Source organism: Streptomyces scabiei 87.22, assembly GCF_000091305.1.
Classification (GTDB): Bacteria; Actinomycetota; Actinomycetes; order Streptomycetales; family Streptomycetaceae; genus Streptomyces; species Streptomyces scabiei.
This window is the reverse complement of the sequence record NC_013929.1, coordinates 1,094,518-1,111,162: the sequence shown is the minus strand read 5'-3', so window position 1 is coordinate 1,111,162 and position 16,645 is coordinate 1,094,518. Positions and strand designations below refer to the sequence as shown.

The window sequence follows — 16,645 nt, the reverse complement described above, 5'->3', positions numbered from 1 at the left end:
TTTCAGGCCCGCAGGGGCTGGTCTTTCAGGGGCGCGGGGAACTGCGCGAGAAGCCCCAACGGACCCGCACCCGCCGACGCACCCGAACCCCCGAGCTAATAGGCGCCCCCGCCCCCGGTGCTACGCTCCCCTTGCCTCCCGCGGGGGAAGTCCGGTGAGAGTCCGGCGCTGACCCGCAACGGTGTGCGCGACGGCCCGACGGCCGTCGCGCGAGCCCGATCGCCCGAGGGTGGTGCGACCCGTTGAACGCTCGCCGTGGACTGCGAGAGGGGACCGCACGGCCCCCGGGCCGTACGGGCTGTTCCTCGACCGACGTCCGTCAGGCGGCCCCAGGCGAAGGACCGCCCCGACCGTGCGCCGCAGCCCCGCCCCCAGCCGGACCCCCCTGCCCCCGCTGATACTCGGCCTCGCCCTGCTCCTGCTGCTGTCGCTCGTGGCCGGCACAGGGCTGGGCGCCGCCGGCATCGCGGGGACGGACGTCCTGCGGTTCCTGTGGGCCGGGCTCACCGGCGGGACCGTGCACGCCGGGGACGCCGCCGCGTACACCATCGTCTGGGAGATCCGGCTGCCGCGGGTGGTGCTCGGGGCGGTCGTGGGCGCCGGGCTCGCCTCCGTCGGGGTGGGCGTCCAGGCGATCGTGCGCAACGCCCTCGGCGACCCGTTCGTGCTCGGCATCTCCTCCGGCGCTGCGGTCGGCGCCAACGCGGTCATCCTGCTCGGCGCGTTCGCCGCGCTCGGGATCTGGGCGCTGTCCGTGTCGGCGTTCCTCTCCGCCCTCGCCGCCATGGCCCTGGTGTACGCGCTGGCCCGCTCACCCCACGGGCTGTCCCCGCTGCGGCTGGTCCTGACGGGAACGGCGCTGGCGTACGGCTTCGAGGCGGTCACCACCGTCATGGTCTTCGGGGCCGCCCGCGGCGAGGCGGCCCGGTCGGCGCTGATGTGGCTCCTCGGCAGCCTGGGCGGGGCGACCTGGGCGCAGGTGCCGCTCGTCGCCGTGACCGTGGCCGCGGGCTGGGCGTGGCTGCGCCGGCGGGCCGAGTCCCTCAACGCCCTCGCCCTGGGCGACGAGACCTCGGCCGCGCTCGGCGTCCGCCCGGAGCGGCTGCGCCGGGAGCTGTTCCTCGTCACCGCCGCCGTGACCGGCACCGTCGTGGCGGTCAGTGGGGCCATCGGGTTCGTCGGGCTGATGGTGCCGCACGTCGTGCGGATGCTGGTCGGCGCCGACCACCGGCGGGTGCTGGCGGTCGCCCCGCTCGTCGGTGCCGTGCTCCTGGTCTGGGCGGACGTGCTGTCCCGGCTGCTGCTCGCCCCCGCCGAACTGCCCGTCGGCGTGATCACGGCCGTGGTGGGCGTGCCCGCGTTCCTGCTGCTGATGCGGCGCGGCGGCTACGCGTTCGGAGGCCGCTGACATGCGACTCGACATCGACGGGGTGTCGGTCGAGGCCGCGGGCGCCCGGCTGGTCGACGACATCCGGCTCACCGCCGGCAGCGGGGCGTTCGTCGGGCTCGTCGGCCCCAACGGCAGCGGCAAGTCGACGCTGCTGCGCTGCGTCTACCGGGCGCTGCGCCCGGCCGCCGGGGCCGTGCGGCTGGACGGCGAGGACGTGCACACCCTGCCGCCCCGGGCCGCCGCCCGGAAACTGGCGGCGCTGCCGCAGGAGTCGTCCGCAGAGTTCGACTTCACGGTCACCGAGGTGGTCGCCATGGGGCGGCTGCCGCACCGGGACCGGACGGCCGCCTCCGACACGGAGATCTGCGCGCGGGCCATGGCCCGCACCGGCGTGGACCACCTCGCCGACCGCGGGTTCCCGGCCCTGTCCGGCGGCGAGAAGCAGCGCGTCCTGCTCGCCCGCGCCCTCGCCCAGCAGCCGCGGGTGCTCGTCCTCGACGAACCCACCAACCACCTCGACATCGCCCACCAGCTGGACGTGCTGTCCCTGGTCCGCGACAGCGGCGTCACCGTGCTCGCCGCCCTGCACGACCTCAACCTCGCCGCCGCGCACTGCGACGTCCTGTACGTGATCGCGGACGGCCGCATCGTCGCCTCCGGCCCGCCGCACGACGTCCTCCGACCCGAGCTGCTCGCCGAGGTGTTCGGGGTCCGCGCCCATCCGGTACGGCATCCGGTCACCGGAGCCGTCCAACTCCTGTTCGACCTGCTCCCGTCCACCCCTTGAAGCCCCGGCTCCGCCTCCACCCCGAGCCCCGGCCCCTCCACCACCTCCCCCGAGGACCCCTCATGCGCAAGCTGCTCGCCACCGCCCTCTGCCTCGCCGCGACCGCCGCGGTCACCGGATGCGGGGCGACCGTGGAACCGCCCGCGGACGGCAGGGCCGCGTCCGCCGGGAAGGCCGTCACCCTCACCAACTGCGGCCGGAAGATCACCTTCGACAGGGTCCCAGAGCGCGTGGTCACCAACGACGTCGGGATCACCGAGCTGATGTTCGCCCTCGGCCTGGAGGACCGCATGGCCGGTTACGCCATGCCCGACGACAAGGGCGACCTGAGCGACGTGCCCTGGAAGAACGGCTACGGCAAGGTGAAGTGGCTGTCGAAGGACCAGCTCACCAAGGAGAACGTGCTCGACGCCGAGGCGGACCTCGTCTTCGCCGGCTGGAACTACGGCTTCCGCGAGGACGCCGGCTTCACCCCCGACGCCCTGAAGAAGCTCGGCATCCCCTCGTACGTCCTCACCGAGTCCTGCCGCAACGGCCGTACCGAGACCTCGCGGGGCATCATGCCGCCCCTCGACGCCCTCTACACCGACCTCACCAACCTCGGGAAGCTGTTCGGCGTCGAGAAGCGGGCGGCCACGCTGATCGCCGGGTTCAAGAAGGAGATCGCCGCCGTGCACGCGCAGGCGCCCGCGAAGAAGCCCACGGTCTTCCTCTACGACAGCGGCCAGGACCAGCCCTTCACCTCCGGCCGTTACGCCGCGCCCGAGCAGATCATCACCGAGGCCGGCGGCGTCAACGTCATGCACGACGTCGAGGACTCCTGGACCACCGTCGGCTGGGAGAGCGTCGTCCGGCGCAACCCCGACACCATCGTGATCTGCGACTACGGCGACGTCGGCGCCGAGCAGAAGAAGAAGTTCCTGCTCTCCTACGCCCCGCTGCGCGACGTCTCCGCGATCAAACACCGGCGGATCTTCGTCCTCGACTACGCCGACCTCGTCGAGAGCCCCCGCAACCCGTCGGCCGTCGCCCGCCTCGGCGCCTACCTGCGGACGGTCGGCTAGGGCCCTTCTCACGGGTCTCCGTGGGGGAAGGAGCGGCGGTCGGTGCTTGCTCTCGGCGTGCCGCGAGAGGGCGTGCCGGGCGTCGCGACGCCGCGGAGAGCCGTCAGAAGGGCCCTAGGGGTGACGCACCCCGCTGCGGCCCACGACCGTGCCCGCCCGGTCGATGCAGAGGACGTCGACCGCGACGGGCGCGCCCCGGAGGACGGCGAGGGCCTCGTCACGGGCCGCCACCGCGACCAGGTCGCCGAGCGCCACCCCGGCCGCCACGCACAGCTGGAGGGCGGCGAGCCCGGTGTTGGCGCCGGCCACCTCGGCGGCCAGCGTCTCGTCCGCGCCGCCGCGCCGGGCCAGCTCCGCGAGGAAGCCCTTGTCGACCTGGGAGCGCGCGGAGTGCAGGTCGAGATGGCCGGCGGCGAGCTTGGAGAGCTTGGCGAAACCGCCGCAGACCGTGAGCCGGTCCACGGGGTGCCGGCGCACGTACTTCAGGACCGCCCCCGCGAAGTCGCCCATGTCGAGCAGCGCGTCCTCGGGCAGCGCGTACTCGGCGACGACCGTCTTCTCCGACGTCGACCCGGTGCACCCGGCGAGGTGCGTGCGCCCGGCCGCCCGGGCCACGTCGACGCCCCGCCGGATGGAGTCGATCCACGCCGAGCAGGAGTACGGGACCACGATCCCGGTCGTGCCCAGGATGGAGAGACCGCCGAGGATGCCCAGACGGGGGTTCCAGGTGGAGCGGGCGATCTCCTCGCCGTGGTCGACGGAGACGGTGATCTCGACGTCGCCGCTGCCGCCGTGGCGGGCGGCCACCTCGGCGACATGGTCCCGCATCATCTGCCGGGGGACCGGGTTCACCGCGGGCTCGCCGACCGCGAGGGGCAGGCCCGGCCGGGTGACCGTCCCCACCCCGGGACCGGCCCGGAAGACCACCCCCGCCCCGGCGGGCAGCCGCCGTACCGTGGCCCGGACCAGCGCGCCGTGCGTGACGTCCGGGTCGTCGCCCGCGTCCTTCACGATCCCCGCCGTCGCGCTGTCACCGGCCAGCTCCTCGGCCGCCAGCGCGAACGCCGGGGTCTGCCCCTTCGGCAGGGTGATCGTCACCGGGTCGGGGAACTCGCCGGTCAGCAGCGCGGTGTACGCGGCCGTGGTGGCGGCGGTCGCACAGGCACCGGTGGTCCATCCGGGGCGCAGACCGGTGTGCTTGAGTTGGGCCGCGCGACCGCCCGCCGCCGCACCGCCGGCCCCGCCGGCACCCTGCTTCTCGTCACTGCTCATGATCGGACCCGGACTTCCATGCACGTACTGATACTCGGCGGAACCACGGAGGCCCGCCGCCTGGCCGAGCTGCTGCACGACACCCCCGGCCTGCGGCTGACCAGCTCGCTCGCCGGACGGGTCGCCAGCCCCCGGCTGCCCCCGGGCGAGGTCCGCGTCGGCGGCTTCGGCGGGGCCGAGGGGCTGGCCGCCTGGCTGCGCGAGCACGGCGTGGACGCGCTCATCGACGCCACCCATCCTTTCGCCGGGACCATGAGTTTCCACGCGGCACGGGCGGCCGCCACCACCCATGTTCCCCTGCTCGCGCTCCGGCGGCCCGGCTGGGTGCCGGGCCCCGGCGACGACTGGCACGACGTCGGCTCACTGCCGGAGGCGGCGCGGCTGCTGCCCACGCTCGGCCACCGCGTGTTCCTCACCACCGGGCGCATGGGGCTGGCCGCGTTCGCCGCCCTGGAGGGCCTGTGGTTCCTCGTCCGGTCCGTCGACGCCCCCGAGGCCCCGTACCCGGCCCGGACGCAGGTGCTGCTCGACCGGGGACCGTTCACCCTCGACGGCGAGCGGGACCTGCTGAGCCGCCACCGCATCGACGTCGTCGTCACCAAGGACAGCGGGGGAGCGGCCACCGCGCCGAAGCTGACCGCCGCGCGGGAGGCCGGGCTGCCGGTCGTCGTGGTGCGCCGGCCGCCCGTGCCGGAGGGCGTCACCGTGGTGGCGGACCCGGACGCGGCGGCCCGCTGGGTGCGCGCGCGGCTGCCCCGCTGACGCCCCGGCGCCGTACCCGCCCGCGCCCCGCTCACCCCTCCGGGTACCGGCGGGGCGTCCACACGATCTGCTCCCCGTCCCCGCGCCGGACCACCCGGGTCTGCGAGGAGCCGACCAGCAGGATCGTCCGCATGTCGACCTCGGCCGGGTCCAGGTCGGCCAGCGTCACGATCCGTACGCGCTCGCCGGAGCCGCCCACGTCCCGCGCGACCACGACCGGGGTGTCCGGCGCCCGGTGTTCGAGGAGCAGCTCACGCGCCTTGCCCACCTGCCAGGTACGGCTGCGCGAACCGGGGTTGTACAGCGCCAGCACCAGATCCGCCGAGGCCGCCGCGCGCAGCCGCTCGGCGATGACCTCCCACGGCTTGAGCCGGTCGGAGAGGGAGAGCGTGGCGTAGTCGTGGCCCAGCGGGGCGCCCGCGCGGGCGGCGGCCGCGTTGGCGGCGGTCACCCCCGGCAGCACCCGCACCGGCACGTCCGCGTACTCCTCCTGCGCGGCGACCTCCAGCACGGCCGTCGCCATGGCGAAGACCCCCGGGTCGCCGCCGGAGACGACCGCGACCCGGCGCCCGCGCCGGGCCAGGTCGAGGGCGAACTCGGCGCGCTCCGACTCGACCCGGTTGTCCGAGCCGTGCCGCACCTGCCCAGCCCGCCGGGGCACCCGGTCCAGATAGGTGGTGTAGCCGACGAGGTCGTCGGCGGCGGCGAGCGCCCCCCGCGTCTCGGGTGTCAGCCACAGCGGACCGGCGGGCCCGGTGCCGACCACGACGACCTCGCCCCGCTCCCGGGCCGCGGGCCGTTCGGCGTCGACCTGGCTGGGCAGTACGGCCACCGAGAAGTACGGCACCGACTCCGGGTCCACGTCAGCCAGTTCACCGATGCGCTCACCGGGCATGGTGGCGCGCTCGACGTAGTGGGCCTCGGCCAGCCGACCCGAACTCGCCAGCGCGCCGCGCACCTTGGCGAAGGTCCGCCCCAGCTTCATCACCACGGCCACGTCGGTCGCGGCGAGCCGCGCGGTCAGCTCCTCCTCGGGCAGGGTGCCCGGCAGGATCGTCAGCACCTCCTCGCCCTCGACGAGCGGTGTGCCGAGGCGGGCCGCGGCGGCCGAGACGGACGTGACACCGGGGATCACCTCGGTGTCGTAGCGGTCGACCAGCCGCTTGTGCATGTGCATGTAGGAGCCGTAGAAGAGCGGGTCGCCCTCCGCGAGGACCGCGACCGTGCGCCCGGCGTCCAGATGGGCGGCCAGGCGGGCCGACGCCTCCTCGTAGAAGTCCTCCATCGCGCCCTTGTACCCGCCCGGGTGGTCGGTGGTCTCCGTGGTCAGCGGATACATCAGCCGTTCCTCGATGTGGTCGTCGCGCAGGTGCTTCGCGGCGATCGAGCGGGCGATGGATCGGCCGTGCCGGGCGCTGTGGTACGCGATCACATCCGCCTCGGAGATGACCTCGACGGCCCGGACGGTCATCAGGGACGGGTCGCCGGGGCCGAGCCCGACGCCGTACAGCTTCCCGCTCACTCTTCCTCACTCGCGATCGCGTTGAGCGCGGCGGCGGCGATGGCGCTGCCGCCCCGCCGGCCGCGTACGACGAGGTACTCCAGTCCCGAGGGGTGCTCCGCCAGCGCGTCCTTGGACTCCGCGGCGCCGACGAACCCGACCGGCACACCGATGACGGCGGCGGGCCGGGGGGCGCCCTCCTCGATCATCTCCAGCAGCCGGAACAGCGCGGTGGGCGCGTTGCCGACGGCCACGACCGCTCCCTCCAGCCGGTCCCGCCACAGCTCCAGCGCGGCGGCGCTGCGCGTGGTGCCCAGCTTCGCCGCCAGCTCCGGGACGCCCGGCGCGGAGAGCGTGCACAGCACGTCGTTGTCGGCGGGCAGCCGCTTGCGGGTCACCCCGCTGGCCACCATCTGCACATCCGTGAAGACGGGCGCCCCGGCCCGCAGGGCCTCGCGGGCGCGGGCCACCACGCCGGGCGTGTACGCCAGGTCCCGCACGAGGTCGACCATTCCGCAGGCGTGGATCATCCGCACCGCGACCTGGCTGACGTCGGCGGGCAGCGCCGCGAGGTCCGCCTCCGCGCGGATGGTGGCGAAGGACTGCCGGTAGATCGCCGGGCCGTCCTTCTCGTAGTCGTAGGTGGTCACGGTGGTCTTCTCGCTGCTCTCGGTCGGCGTACGGGGATCGTTCGTGCGGGTCGTGCGGGTCGTGCGCGTCATCGGGGCCGTGTCGTACGGCTTTTCGGCTTCTAGGGGGTGATCTCCCCCAAGGCGGCGGCGAGTCGGGACGGGTCCGTCATGGGCGCGGTGCGAGGGCTCTGGCCGGGGGCGGTGCGGGAGAGCTCGTAGCCGCCGCCCTCCACCGCCACCACGTCGATCCGTCCGCCCCGGGGATGGCCGCAGCGGCGCTCGCAACCGGACCAGTACAGGGGGAGTTCCGCGCGTCCGGCTGCCGCCAGGCTCTCGGTCGCGTCCGCCCTCACGTCCGCCCGGGACTTCGCACAGCCGGGCCTTCCGATACAGGCACCGACACCCAGCCAGGGGGAGGCCGGATCGGTGACGAGGCCGGTCACCGAGAGCCGGGCAAGCGCGTCGGCCGCCTGCTCCTCGCTCAGGCCGGGTGCTGGTACGACGACTCCGCGCCACGGGGTCAGCCGCAGCTCACGGCACGGTGTCGCGACCGCGAGGGCGGTCAACTCCCGCCACTGGAGAGGGGTGAGGCGACCAAGCGGGGCGTGTACGGAGAGGGCGTCGGCGACGGCTCCCGGTGGCGGGCCGCCCTCGGCCCCGGCTGTCACGCTCTCGGCACGGCCCCGGCTCACCGAGCCGACCCCGACCCCGGCAGCGGCCAGCCGGTCCCGGACCCGGCGGAGCAGCCCGTCCTGGAAGGGGAGTTCGGTCACCCGCCACACGCGGGCCCCGCTCTCCCTCGCCGCCTCCAGGAAGGTCTCGGCGGCGGTCAGCGCGGCGCGGGACGCGTCCGCACCTGAGACCGCCAGGCTCTCGCCGGCCGTGCCCAGGCTCAGCAGCGCACCACCGTCCTCGGCCGCCCGGACGGTCACATCGGCGTCCAGCGCGGCCACATCGCCCCGCCCGTCGTCGAGCGCGAACAGGAAGCGACCCGACAACTCCCGCGCCGCCTCGCTCGCGCACAGCGCGCCGTCGAGGGCGGACAGCCAGGGCCGTACGTCGCGCAGACCGCGTCCGTCGAGGCCGGACAGGGGCGAGGCGACGATGTTGCGCACCCGTTCGTGCCCGGCGGACGGCATCAGCCCGGCCGCGTCCAGCGACGCGGCCAGCTCGCCCCCGCAGCCTTCGGCCAGCCCCCGCAATTGAACATTGCCGCGGGAAGTGAGGTGAAGATCACCGTCGCCGAGCCGCCCTGCCGCCTCCGCGAGCGCCTCGGCCTGGCGCGTGGTCAGTACACCGCCGGGCACCCGGACCCGAGCCAGCGCCCCGTCGTCCGCCGCGTGCAGCCGCAGCGTCCCCGGGCAGGCGTCGCCACGGTCCCGTGTGGCCGCTGTGGCCTGGGACGATGATCGGACGGGAGGCGTGGACATGGCCGCGAGCATACCCACCGGCATCGGGGACGTACTCTCCGCCCTTTTGAGGCGACCCTTACTATGCTGATTGGCGGATCATCCGGTCCGCCTACGCCACCACGGCGCTAGGGTCTGTCGTCGCATTCCCTAGGGGAGGAAGCCCGGTGTGAGTCCGGCGCGGTCCCGCCACTGTGAGTCCGTCCCAGGAGGGGCGGGCGAGTCAGGAACTCCCTTCCCCGTACCTCTCGGTCCGTCCGAGCAGGGGAGACTCCGATCCGACACCGCCCGGGGCGCGGACCCCGAGGAAGGCCAGCAGCCGCATGCAGCCATCGCCCGGGGAGCGCTCGACGCAGCCCCGCATCCTGCTCCTGTCGACCTCCGACACCGACCTGCTCAGCGCCCGTGCGGCGGCCGGCCCGGTCCCGTACCGCTTCGCCAACCCCTCCCGGATCGCGCTGGAGGACCTCCCGGACCTCCTCGACGGCACCGGCCTGGTCGTCGTCCGCCTCCTCGGTGGCATCCGGGCCTGGCAGGACGGCCTCGACCTGCTGCTCGCCGACGGCCGCCCGGTCGTCGTCCTCACCGGTGAACAGGCCCCCGACGCCCAGCTGATGGCCGCCTCCACGGTCCCGGTCGGCATCGCCGCCGAGGCCCACGCCTATCTCGCCCACGGCGGCCCCGCCAACCTGGAGCAGCTGGCCCGCTTCCTCTCCGACACCGTCCTGCTCACCGGGCACGGCTTCGAGGCCCCCGCGCCCGCGCCGTCCTGGGGCCCGCTGGAGCGCACCCCGCGTGAGGGTACCGACGGCCCGACCGTCGCCGTGCTCTACTACCGGGCCCACCACATGAGCGGCAACACCGCCTTCGTGGGCGCCCTGTGCGAGGCGATCGAGGACAAGGGCGCCCGCGCGCTCCCGCTGTACGTGGCCTCCCTGCGCGCCCCCGAGCCCGAGCTGATCGAGGAACTCCGCGCCGCCGACGCCATCGTGACCACCGTCCTCGCCGCGGGCGGCACCAAGCCCGCCGAGGCGTCCGCCGGCGGCGACGACGAGTCCTGGGACGCGGGCGCCCTGACCGGCCTCGACGTGCCGATCCTCCAGGCCCTGTGCCTGACCGGTTCGCGCTCCGTCTGGGAGGAGAACGACGAGGGCGTCTCCCCGCTCGACGCGGCCAGCCAGATCGCCGTCCCGGAGTTCGACGGCCGCCTGATCACCGTCCCGTTCTCCTTCAAGGAGATCGACGCGGACGGCCTCCCCGCCTATGTCGCCGACCCCGAGCGCGCCGCCCGCGTCGCCGGGATCGCCGTACGCCACGCACGCCTTCGCCACATCGCCAACGCCGACAAGCGCCTCGCGCTCGTCCTGTCCGCCTACCCGACCAAGCACTCCCGCATCGGCAACGCGGTCGGCCTGGACACCCCCGCCAGCGCGGTCGCCCTGCTGCGCCGACTGCTCGACGAGGGCTACGACTTCGGGGGCGCCGACGTCCCCGGACTGGCCTCCGGCGACGGCGACGAGCTGATCCGCGCCCTCATCGAGGCCGGCGGCCACGACCAGGACTGGCTGACCGAGGAGCAGCTGGCCCGCAACCCGGTCCGCATCCCGGCGGCCGACTACCGTCGCTGGTACGCCGGACTCCCCGAGGAACTGCGCGCCTCCGTCGAGGAGCACTGGGGCCCGGCGCCCGGCGAGATGTTCGTCGACCGCAGCGCCAACCCGGAGGGCGACATCGTCCTCGCGGCCCTGCGCTTCGGCAACCTGCTGATCCTCATCCAGCCGCCGCGCGGCTTCGGCGAGAACCCGATCGCGATCTACCACGACCCGGACCTGCCGCCCTCGCACCACTACCTGGCCGCCTACCGCTGGATCGCGGCCCGCGCCGACGACGGCGGTTTCGGCGCCGACGCGATGATCCACCTCGGCAAGCACGGCAACCTGGAGTGGCTGCCCGGCAAGAACGCGGGCCTGTCCGCCGCCTGCGGCCCCGACGCCGCCCTCGGCGACCTGCCCCTGGTCTACCCGTTCCTGGTCAACGACCCGGGCGAGGGCACCCAGGCCAAGCGCCGCGTCCACGCCACCCTCGTCGACCACCTCGTGCCGCCGATGGCCCGCGCCGACTCCTACGGCGACATCGCGCGCCTGGAGCAGCTCCTCGACGAGTACGCCCAGATCTCCTCCATGGACCCGGCGAAGCTCCCCGCGATCCGCGCCCAGATCTGGACCCTCATCCAGGCCGCCAAGCTCGACCACGACCTGGGGCTGAACGACCGCCCCGAGGACGACGGCTTCGACGACTTCCTGCTGCACGTCGACGGCTGGCTCTGCGAGGTCAAGGACGCCCAGATCCGCGACGGCCTGCACGTCCTCGGCAACCCGCCGACCGGCGCCGACCACGTCAACCTGGTCCTCGCCGTGCTCCGCGCCCGCCAGATCTGGGGCGGCACCACCGCCCTGCCCGGCCTGCGCGAGGCGCTCGGCCTCGACGAGTCCGCCGCGACCCGGACGACCGCCGACGAGGCGGAGGAGAAGGCCCGGGCGCTGGTCCAGGCGATGGAGGACGCGGGCTGGGACCTCGCCGCCGTTCCCACCGAGCACGGCGAACAGGTCGCCGCGATCCTGGAGTTCGCCGCCCGCGAGGTCGTGCCCCGGCTCGCCGCGACCACGGCCGAACTCGACCACACCGTGCACGCCCTGAACGGCGGCTTCGTCCCGGCCGGTCCCTCCGGCTCCCCGCTGCGGGGCCTGGTCAACGTCCTGCCGACGGGCCGCAACTTCTACTCCGTCGACCCCAAGGCCGTCCCCTCCCGCCTCGCCTGGGAGACCGGCCAGGCCCTCGCCGACTCCCTGTTGGAGCGCTACCGCGCCGACAACGGCGAATGGCCCACCTCCGTGGGCCTCTCGCTGTGGGGCACCAGCGCCATGCGCACGGCCGGCGACGACGTGGCCGAGGCCTTTGCCCTGCTCGGTGTCCGCCCGGTCTGGGACGACGCCTCGCGCCGGGTGACCGGCCTGGAGGCCGTCCCCGCCGAGGAGTTGGGCCGCCCCCGCGTCGACGTCACCCTGCGCATCTCGGGCTTCTTCCGCGACGCGTTCCCGCACACCGTCGGCCTGCTCGACGACGCCGTACGCCTCGCCGCCTCCCTGGACGAGCCGGCCGAGGCCAACCACGTCCGCGCCCACGTCCAGGCCGACCTCGCCGAGCACGGCGACGAACGCCGGGCCACCACCCGGATCTTCGGCTCCCGGCCCGGCACGTACGGCGCCGGACTGCTCCAGCTCATCGACTCCCGCGACTGGCGCACCGACGCCGACCTCGCCGAGGTCTACACGGTCTGGGGCGGTTACGCCTACGGCCGCGAACTGGACGGCCGTCCGGCCCGCGAGGAGATGGAGACCGCCTACAAGCGGATCGAGGTGGCCGCGAAGAACACCGACACCCGCGAGCACGACATCGCCGACTCCGACGACTACTTCCAGTACCACGGCGGCATGGTGGCCACCGTCCGCGCCCTGCGCGGCACCGCCCCCGAGGCGTACATCGGCGACTCCACCCGCCCCGAGACGGTCCGCACCCGCACCCTGGTCGAGGAGACCTCCCGGGTCTTCCGCGCCCGCGTGGTCAACCCCAAGTGGATCGAGGCGATGCGCCGCCACGGCTACAAGGGCGCCTTCGAACTCGCCGCCACCGTCGACTACCTGTTCGGCTACGACGCCACCACCGGCGTGATCGCCGACTGGATGTACGACAAGCTCACCGAGACGTACGTCCTGGACGAGACCAACCGGGAGTTCCTCCAGCAGGCGAACCCCTGGGCCCTGCACGGCATCGCCGAGCGGCTGCTGGAGGCGGAGTCGCGCGGCATGTGGGAGAAGCCCGACCCGGCGGTGCTGGAGGGCCTGCGGCAGGTGTACCTGGAGACCGAGGGCGACCTGGAGGGCGGCGAGGACTGACGGCGGCGCGGCCCGGACCGACAGGTCCGGGCCGTCGTCGTAGTACGGCCCGGGTCAGCGCCGGTCGCCGGCGGCCCGGACGAGGGCGTCGAAGAGGGCCTGCTGCGCCGGGTCCTCCCCGGCGGTGTCCTCGGGGTGCCACTGCACGGCCGTGAACCAGCCGGTGGCGCCCGGGAGTTCGAGACCTTCCGCGGTGCCGTCGGCGGCGCGGGCCGTGACTTCCAGGCCCTCGCCCAGCCGGTCCACCCGCTGGTGGTGGTAGCAGGACGCCTCCACCTTCTGCGCGCCGGTGACCCGCTCCAGCAGCGTGCCGCGCCGGAGCGCCACCGGGTGCACGAGGTGGCGGTGTTCGTGTTCGGGGCCGCCCATGTCCTGCTCCAGGGTGCCGCCGAGGGCGACGTTGACGACCTGCAGGCCCCGGCAGACCGCCAGCAGCGGGAGGCCCGACTCCAGGGCGGCGCGAGCGACGTCGAGGTCGAAGGTGTCCTGGACCTCGTCGACGTCGTACACGCTGGCGTGGGTGCTGCCCGCGCCGTAGCGGTGCGGGGCGAGGTCGCCGCCGCCGGGCAGGAGGACGCCGTCGAAGCGGGCCAGGCGGGCGGCCGTTCCGCCGGCGGCCGGGTGGATGCCCGCGGGTTCGCCGCCCGCCCGCCAGACGGCCTCGATCAGGGCGCGGGCGTTGACCTCGGCGGCGTACCGCAGCGCGGAGGTCGTGGCGGCGAAACGGGCGGGGACCGCGATCAGGGGCCGGGTCACAGCTGGATCCAGGTGGTCTTCAGTTCGGTGTACTTCTCGATGGCGTGGGCGGACTTGTCGCGGCCGTTGCCCGACTGCTTCATGCCGCCGAAGGGGACGGTCAGGTCGCCCTCCTCGTAGCAGTTCACCCAGACCGTGCCGGCCCGCAGGGCGCGGGAGACGCGGTGGGCGGTGGACAGGTCGGAGGTCCACAGGCCGGCGGCGAGGCCGTACTCGGTGTCGTTGGCGAGCCGTACCGCCTCGTCGAGGTCGTCGAAGGTCAGGACGGACAGGACGGGGCCGAAGATCTCCTCGCGGGCCAGCCGCATCCCGGGGTCCACCCGGTCGAAGACGGTGGGCCGCAGATAGCTGCCGCCGGTCTCGGCCAGGACGCGTTCGCCGCCGGCCCGCAGCCGCGCGCCGTCGCCGACGCCCGCGTCGATGTGGCCGAGGACCCGTTCGAGGTGCGCCTCGCGGACCAGGGCGCCCATCTCGGTGGCCGGGTCGAGCGGGTCGCCGACGCGCAGCTCCCGGGCGCGGGCGACGACGGCCTCGGTGACGCGTTCGGCGACCGAGGAGTGCACCAGCAGCCGGGAGGGGGCCGTGCACATCTCGCCCTGGTTGAAGAAGATGCCCCAGGCGGCGGTGGCGGCCGCCTTCTCCAGGTCGGGGGCGTCGGGAAGGATGATGTTGGGGGACTTGCCGCCCAGTTCCAGCCAGACCCGCTTGAGGTTGGAGTCGGCGGCGTAGTGCAGGAAGTGCCGGCCGACGGCCGTGGAGCCGGTGAAGGCCAGGACGTCCACGTCGGGGTGGAGCCCGATGGCCCGCCCGGCGGTCGGCCCGTCACCGGTGACGACGTTGAGGACGCCCGGCGGCAGTCCGGCCTCGGTGGCGATCCGGCCCAGCAGCAGGGCGGACAGCGGGGAGTTCTCCGAAGGCTTCAGGACGACCGTGCAGCCCGCCGCCAGCGCCGGGGCGACCTTCCAGCTCGCCAGGGTCAGGGGGAAGTTCCACGGCACCACCGCGCCCACCACACCCGCGGGTTCACGGGTGACCAGGGCCAGGGCGTCGGGGGCGGTGTGGGGCGACTCGTCGGTGAGCTTGTCCGCCAGCTGCCCGTACCAGCGGAAGGTGGTGATCGCGGCGCGCAGTTCGATGTCGTGCGCCTCCCCGTACGGCTTGCCCATCTCCAGGGTGATGGTCAGGGCCAGCTCCCGGCGCCGTTCCTCCAGGAGGTCGGCGACGCGCAGCAGGATCCGGCCGCGGTCGGCGGGGGCCATACGGGGCCAGGGGCCGCGGTCGAAGGCGCGGCGGGCGGCGGCCACGGCCAGGTCGACCTCGGCGCCGTGCGCGTCGGCCACCTCGACGAGGGTCCTGCCGTCGCGGGGTGACACGACGGCGAAGGATGCGCCCCCGCCCGGTTCGTCCGCCCCGTCGATGTGGTGCCGGCTGGGGAGGTCCAGCTCCTCGGCGCGGCGGAGCAGGTCGTCGTGGGCGAGGGCGGCGGGCATCTCGGCTCTCCTCATTCCTTGTGCGGTGTGCGGGGTGTTCGGTGTGCGGGGCCCGCACCGGTGGCGGCAGGGCGGTGGCGGCGGCCGGGACCGGTCCGTGGCAGCCGGGGGTCAGTCCGCGGCCGGCTGCCTGTTCCGGGTCACCATCGCCGCGACGAGACCGAGCACCAGGACCACGGGCACGGTCAGCTGCAGCCACAGGGCGGTGGTCGGGTCGCCGCCGATGAGCGTGGTGAAGTTCTCGATGATCAGCCAGATGGCCCAGGCGATGCCGAGCGCGCCCAGGACGGGGGCGATCAGCGTGTTCCAGGGCCGGGTGTCGGCGCGGGAGCGGCGGAAGAAGACGACCACGGACACCGACGTCAGGAAGTACAGGAGCATCATCGCGAGCACGGCCACCCCGCTGAACCAGGAGAACAGCGTCAGCACGGGGTCCTTGCCCAGCAGGGCGAACGGGACGACCAGAGCCGCCGCGATCACGGTCTGGACGATGCCGGCCGCCCAGGGGGAGTGACGCCCGTTGAGGGAGGTCAGCCCGCGCGGCAGCAGTCCTTCGCGGCCCAGGGAGAACAGGTAGCGGTTGGCGCTGTTGTGGAACGCGAGGATGCCGGCGAACAGCGAGGTGGCCAGCAGGACGGGCAGCACGTCGCCGGTCCAGGCGCCGAACTCCGCCGCGATGGGGGCGAAGACCCAGCCCGCCGCGTCGCCGCCCTCCAGGGCCTTGCCCGCCTCCGCCGTGGCCCGGGACGCGCCGTGCGCGGAGACCAGCATCCAGGAGGTGAAGGCGAAGAAGCCGGTGACCACCGCGACCGAGAGGTAGGTGGCCCGCGGGACCGTCTTCCTCGGCTCCTTGGCCTCCTCGCCGTAGATGGCGGTCGCCTCGAAGCCGAACATCGACGCCACGGCGAACATCAGCGCCACTCCGGGGGCGCCCTGGAGCGCCGCGTCCGGGGAGAAGCTGTCGGCGAGGCCGAGCCCTTCGGGGCCGCCGCCCTTGAAGAAGGTCACGAAGGCGAAGGCGATCAGGATGCTGAACTCCGCGAGGACGAACACGGCCAGCAGCTTGGCGCCCATCTCGATCCCGGCGGCGCCGAGGACCTGGACCACCACCATGGTGACCAGCGCCCACACCCACCAGGCGATCGTCACGTCGGCGTAGTGCGCGACGAGGCCGCTCACGGTCGCGCCGTAGAGGCCGTACATCGCGGCCTGGATGGCGCAGTACGCGAAGAGCGCGACGCCGGCGCTGCCGGAGCCCGTCGTGCGGCCCAGCCCCTTGCCGATGTACGTGTAGAAGGCGCCCGCGTCCACGACGTGGCGGCCCATCGTGACGAAGCCGATGGAGAACAGCAGGATCACCACGCCGGCCGCGATGTACGCGGCCGGGACACCGGCCCCGTTGCCGATGACGACGGCGATGGGGACGGCTCCGGCGATGCCGGTGAGCGGGGCCTGGGCGGAGAGGACGAAGAAGAGGATGCCCAGGACGCCGAGGGAATCGGGCTTGAGCCTGCCTGCCGTGGATGGATCGTGCGAGCTGTGCGGGGCGACCGCCGTCTGACTGTCCACTCGGATCACCTGTCGGGGACGGGGAGGGATGGGATTCGTTTAGACCCAAACGAGTTGCCT

At 74.1% G+C, this 16,645-nt stretch carries 12 protein-coding genes and 1 riboswitch; of the genes, 5 read left to right on the top strand and 7 right to left on the bottom strand.

Annotated features, from left to right (window positions below; all coding sequences use genetic code 11):
- The first annotated feature begins 352 nt into the window (after nucleotides 1-352).
- From SCAB_RS04660 to SCAB_RS04650, 3 genes are all read left to right on the top strand, one after another.
- Nucleotides 353-1,408, top strand: a complete 1,056-nt coding sequence (locus tag SCAB_RS04660; RefSeq protein ID WP_012998897.1) for a FecCD family ABC transporter permease — start codon at nucleotides 353-355, stop codon at nucleotides 1,406-1,408.
- A 1-nt stretch (nucleotide 1,409) separates the two neighbouring features.
- Nucleotides 1,410-2,177 carry a heme ABC transporter ATP-binding protein gene (locus tag SCAB_RS04655; protein WP_012998896.1) on the top strand — a complete coding sequence of 256 codons (768 nt, stop codon included), beginning with the start codon at nucleotides 1,410-1,412 and terminating at the stop codon, nucleotides 2,175-2,177.
- Nucleotides 2,178-2,239: 62 nt separating this feature from the next.
- Nucleotides 2,240-3,241, top strand: coding sequence for an ABC transporter substrate-binding protein (locus tag SCAB_RS04650; RefSeq protein WP_012998895.1), 1,002 nt, complete (start codon nucleotides 2,240-2,242; stop codon nucleotides 3,239-3,241).
- A gap of 114 nt (nucleotides 3,242-3,355) precedes the next feature.
- Here SCAB_RS04650 and SCAB_RS04645 read toward each other — a convergent pair whose 3' ends face one another.
- The gene (locus tag SCAB_RS04645) at nucleotides 3,356-4,513 is read right to left on the bottom strand and encodes a cobalt-precorrin-5B (C(1))-methyltransferase (RefSeq protein WP_012998894.1); all 1,158 of its coding nucleotides are present in this window, start codon (nucleotides 4,511-4,513) and stop codon (nucleotides 3,356-3,358) included.
- 18 nt (nucleotides 4,514-4,531) lie between these two features.
- Between SCAB_RS04645 and SCAB_RS04640 the strand changes: the two genes are divergently transcribed.
- Nucleotides 4,532-5,275 (top strand): cobalt-precorrin-6A reductase, encoded by a 744-nt coding sequence (locus SCAB_RS04640; protein ID WP_012998893.1) that lies wholly within the window; start codon nucleotides 4,532-4,534, stop codon nucleotides 5,273-5,275.
- Nucleotides 5,276-5,306: 31 nt separating this feature from the next.
- Here the strand turns inward: SCAB_RS04640 and SCAB_RS04635 are convergent, their stop codons facing one another.
- The 3 genes from SCAB_RS04635 to cobG form a co-directional block, all read right to left on the bottom strand.
- Complete coding sequence (locus SCAB_RS04635; protein ID WP_012998892.1) at nucleotides 5,307-6,797, bottom strand: precorrin-2 C(20)-methyltransferase; 1,491 nt, start codon at nucleotides 6,795-6,797, stop codon at nucleotides 5,307-5,309.
- Nucleotides 6,794-7,426 (bottom strand): precorrin-8X methylmutase, encoded by a 633-nt coding sequence (locus tag SCAB_RS04630; RefSeq protein WP_037727038.1) that lies wholly within the window; start codon nucleotides 7,424-7,426, stop codon nucleotides 6,794-6,796. Before SCAB_RS04630 ends, SCAB_RS04635 begins: the two co-directional genes overlap by 4 nt.
- A gap of 101 nt (nucleotides 7,427-7,527) precedes the next feature.
- Complete coding sequence (gene cobG, locus SCAB_RS04625; RefSeq protein WP_037726820.1) at nucleotides 7,528-8,862, bottom strand: precorrin-3B synthase; 1,335 nt, start codon at nucleotides 8,860-8,862, stop codon at nucleotides 7,528-7,530.
- Nucleotides 8,863-8,973: 111 nt separating this feature from the next.
- A riboswitch (cobalamin riboswitch) is annotated at nucleotides 8,974-9,050 on the top strand.
- Between the two features lie 90 nt (nucleotides 9,051-9,140).
- On the opposite strand from cobG, the gene cobN reads away from it, so the two are divergent.
- Nucleotides 9,141-12,770, top strand: a complete 3,630-nt coding sequence (gene cobN, locus SCAB_RS04620; protein WP_012998889.1) for a cobaltochelatase subunit CobN — start codon at nucleotides 9,141-9,143, stop codon at nucleotides 12,768-12,770.
- Nucleotides 12,771-12,824: 54 nt separating this feature from the next.
- On the opposite strand, the gene SCAB_RS04615 is transcribed toward cobN, so the two are convergent.
- From SCAB_RS04615 to SCAB_RS04605, 3 genes are all read right to left on the bottom strand, one after another.
- A complete protein-coding gene (locus SCAB_RS04615; RefSeq protein WP_012998888.1) occupies nucleotides 12,825-13,526 on the bottom strand; it encodes a gamma-glutamyl-gamma-aminobutyrate hydrolase family protein in 702 nt (233 codons plus the stop codon).
- A complete protein-coding gene (locus tag SCAB_RS04610) occupies nucleotides 13,523-15,016 on the bottom strand; it encodes an aldehyde dehydrogenase (protein WP_012998887.1) in 1,494 nt (497 codons plus the stop codon). The genes SCAB_RS04615 and SCAB_RS04610 overlap by 4 nt, the downstream gene beginning before the upstream one ends.
- A gap of 111 nt (nucleotides 15,017-15,127) precedes the next feature.
- Complete coding sequence (locus SCAB_RS04605) at nucleotides 15,128-16,585, bottom strand: APC family permease (RefSeq protein ID WP_012998886.1); 1,458 nt, start codon at nucleotides 16,583-16,585, stop codon at nucleotides 15,128-15,130.
- Between the last annotated feature and the right edge of the window lie 60 nt (nucleotides 16,586-16,645).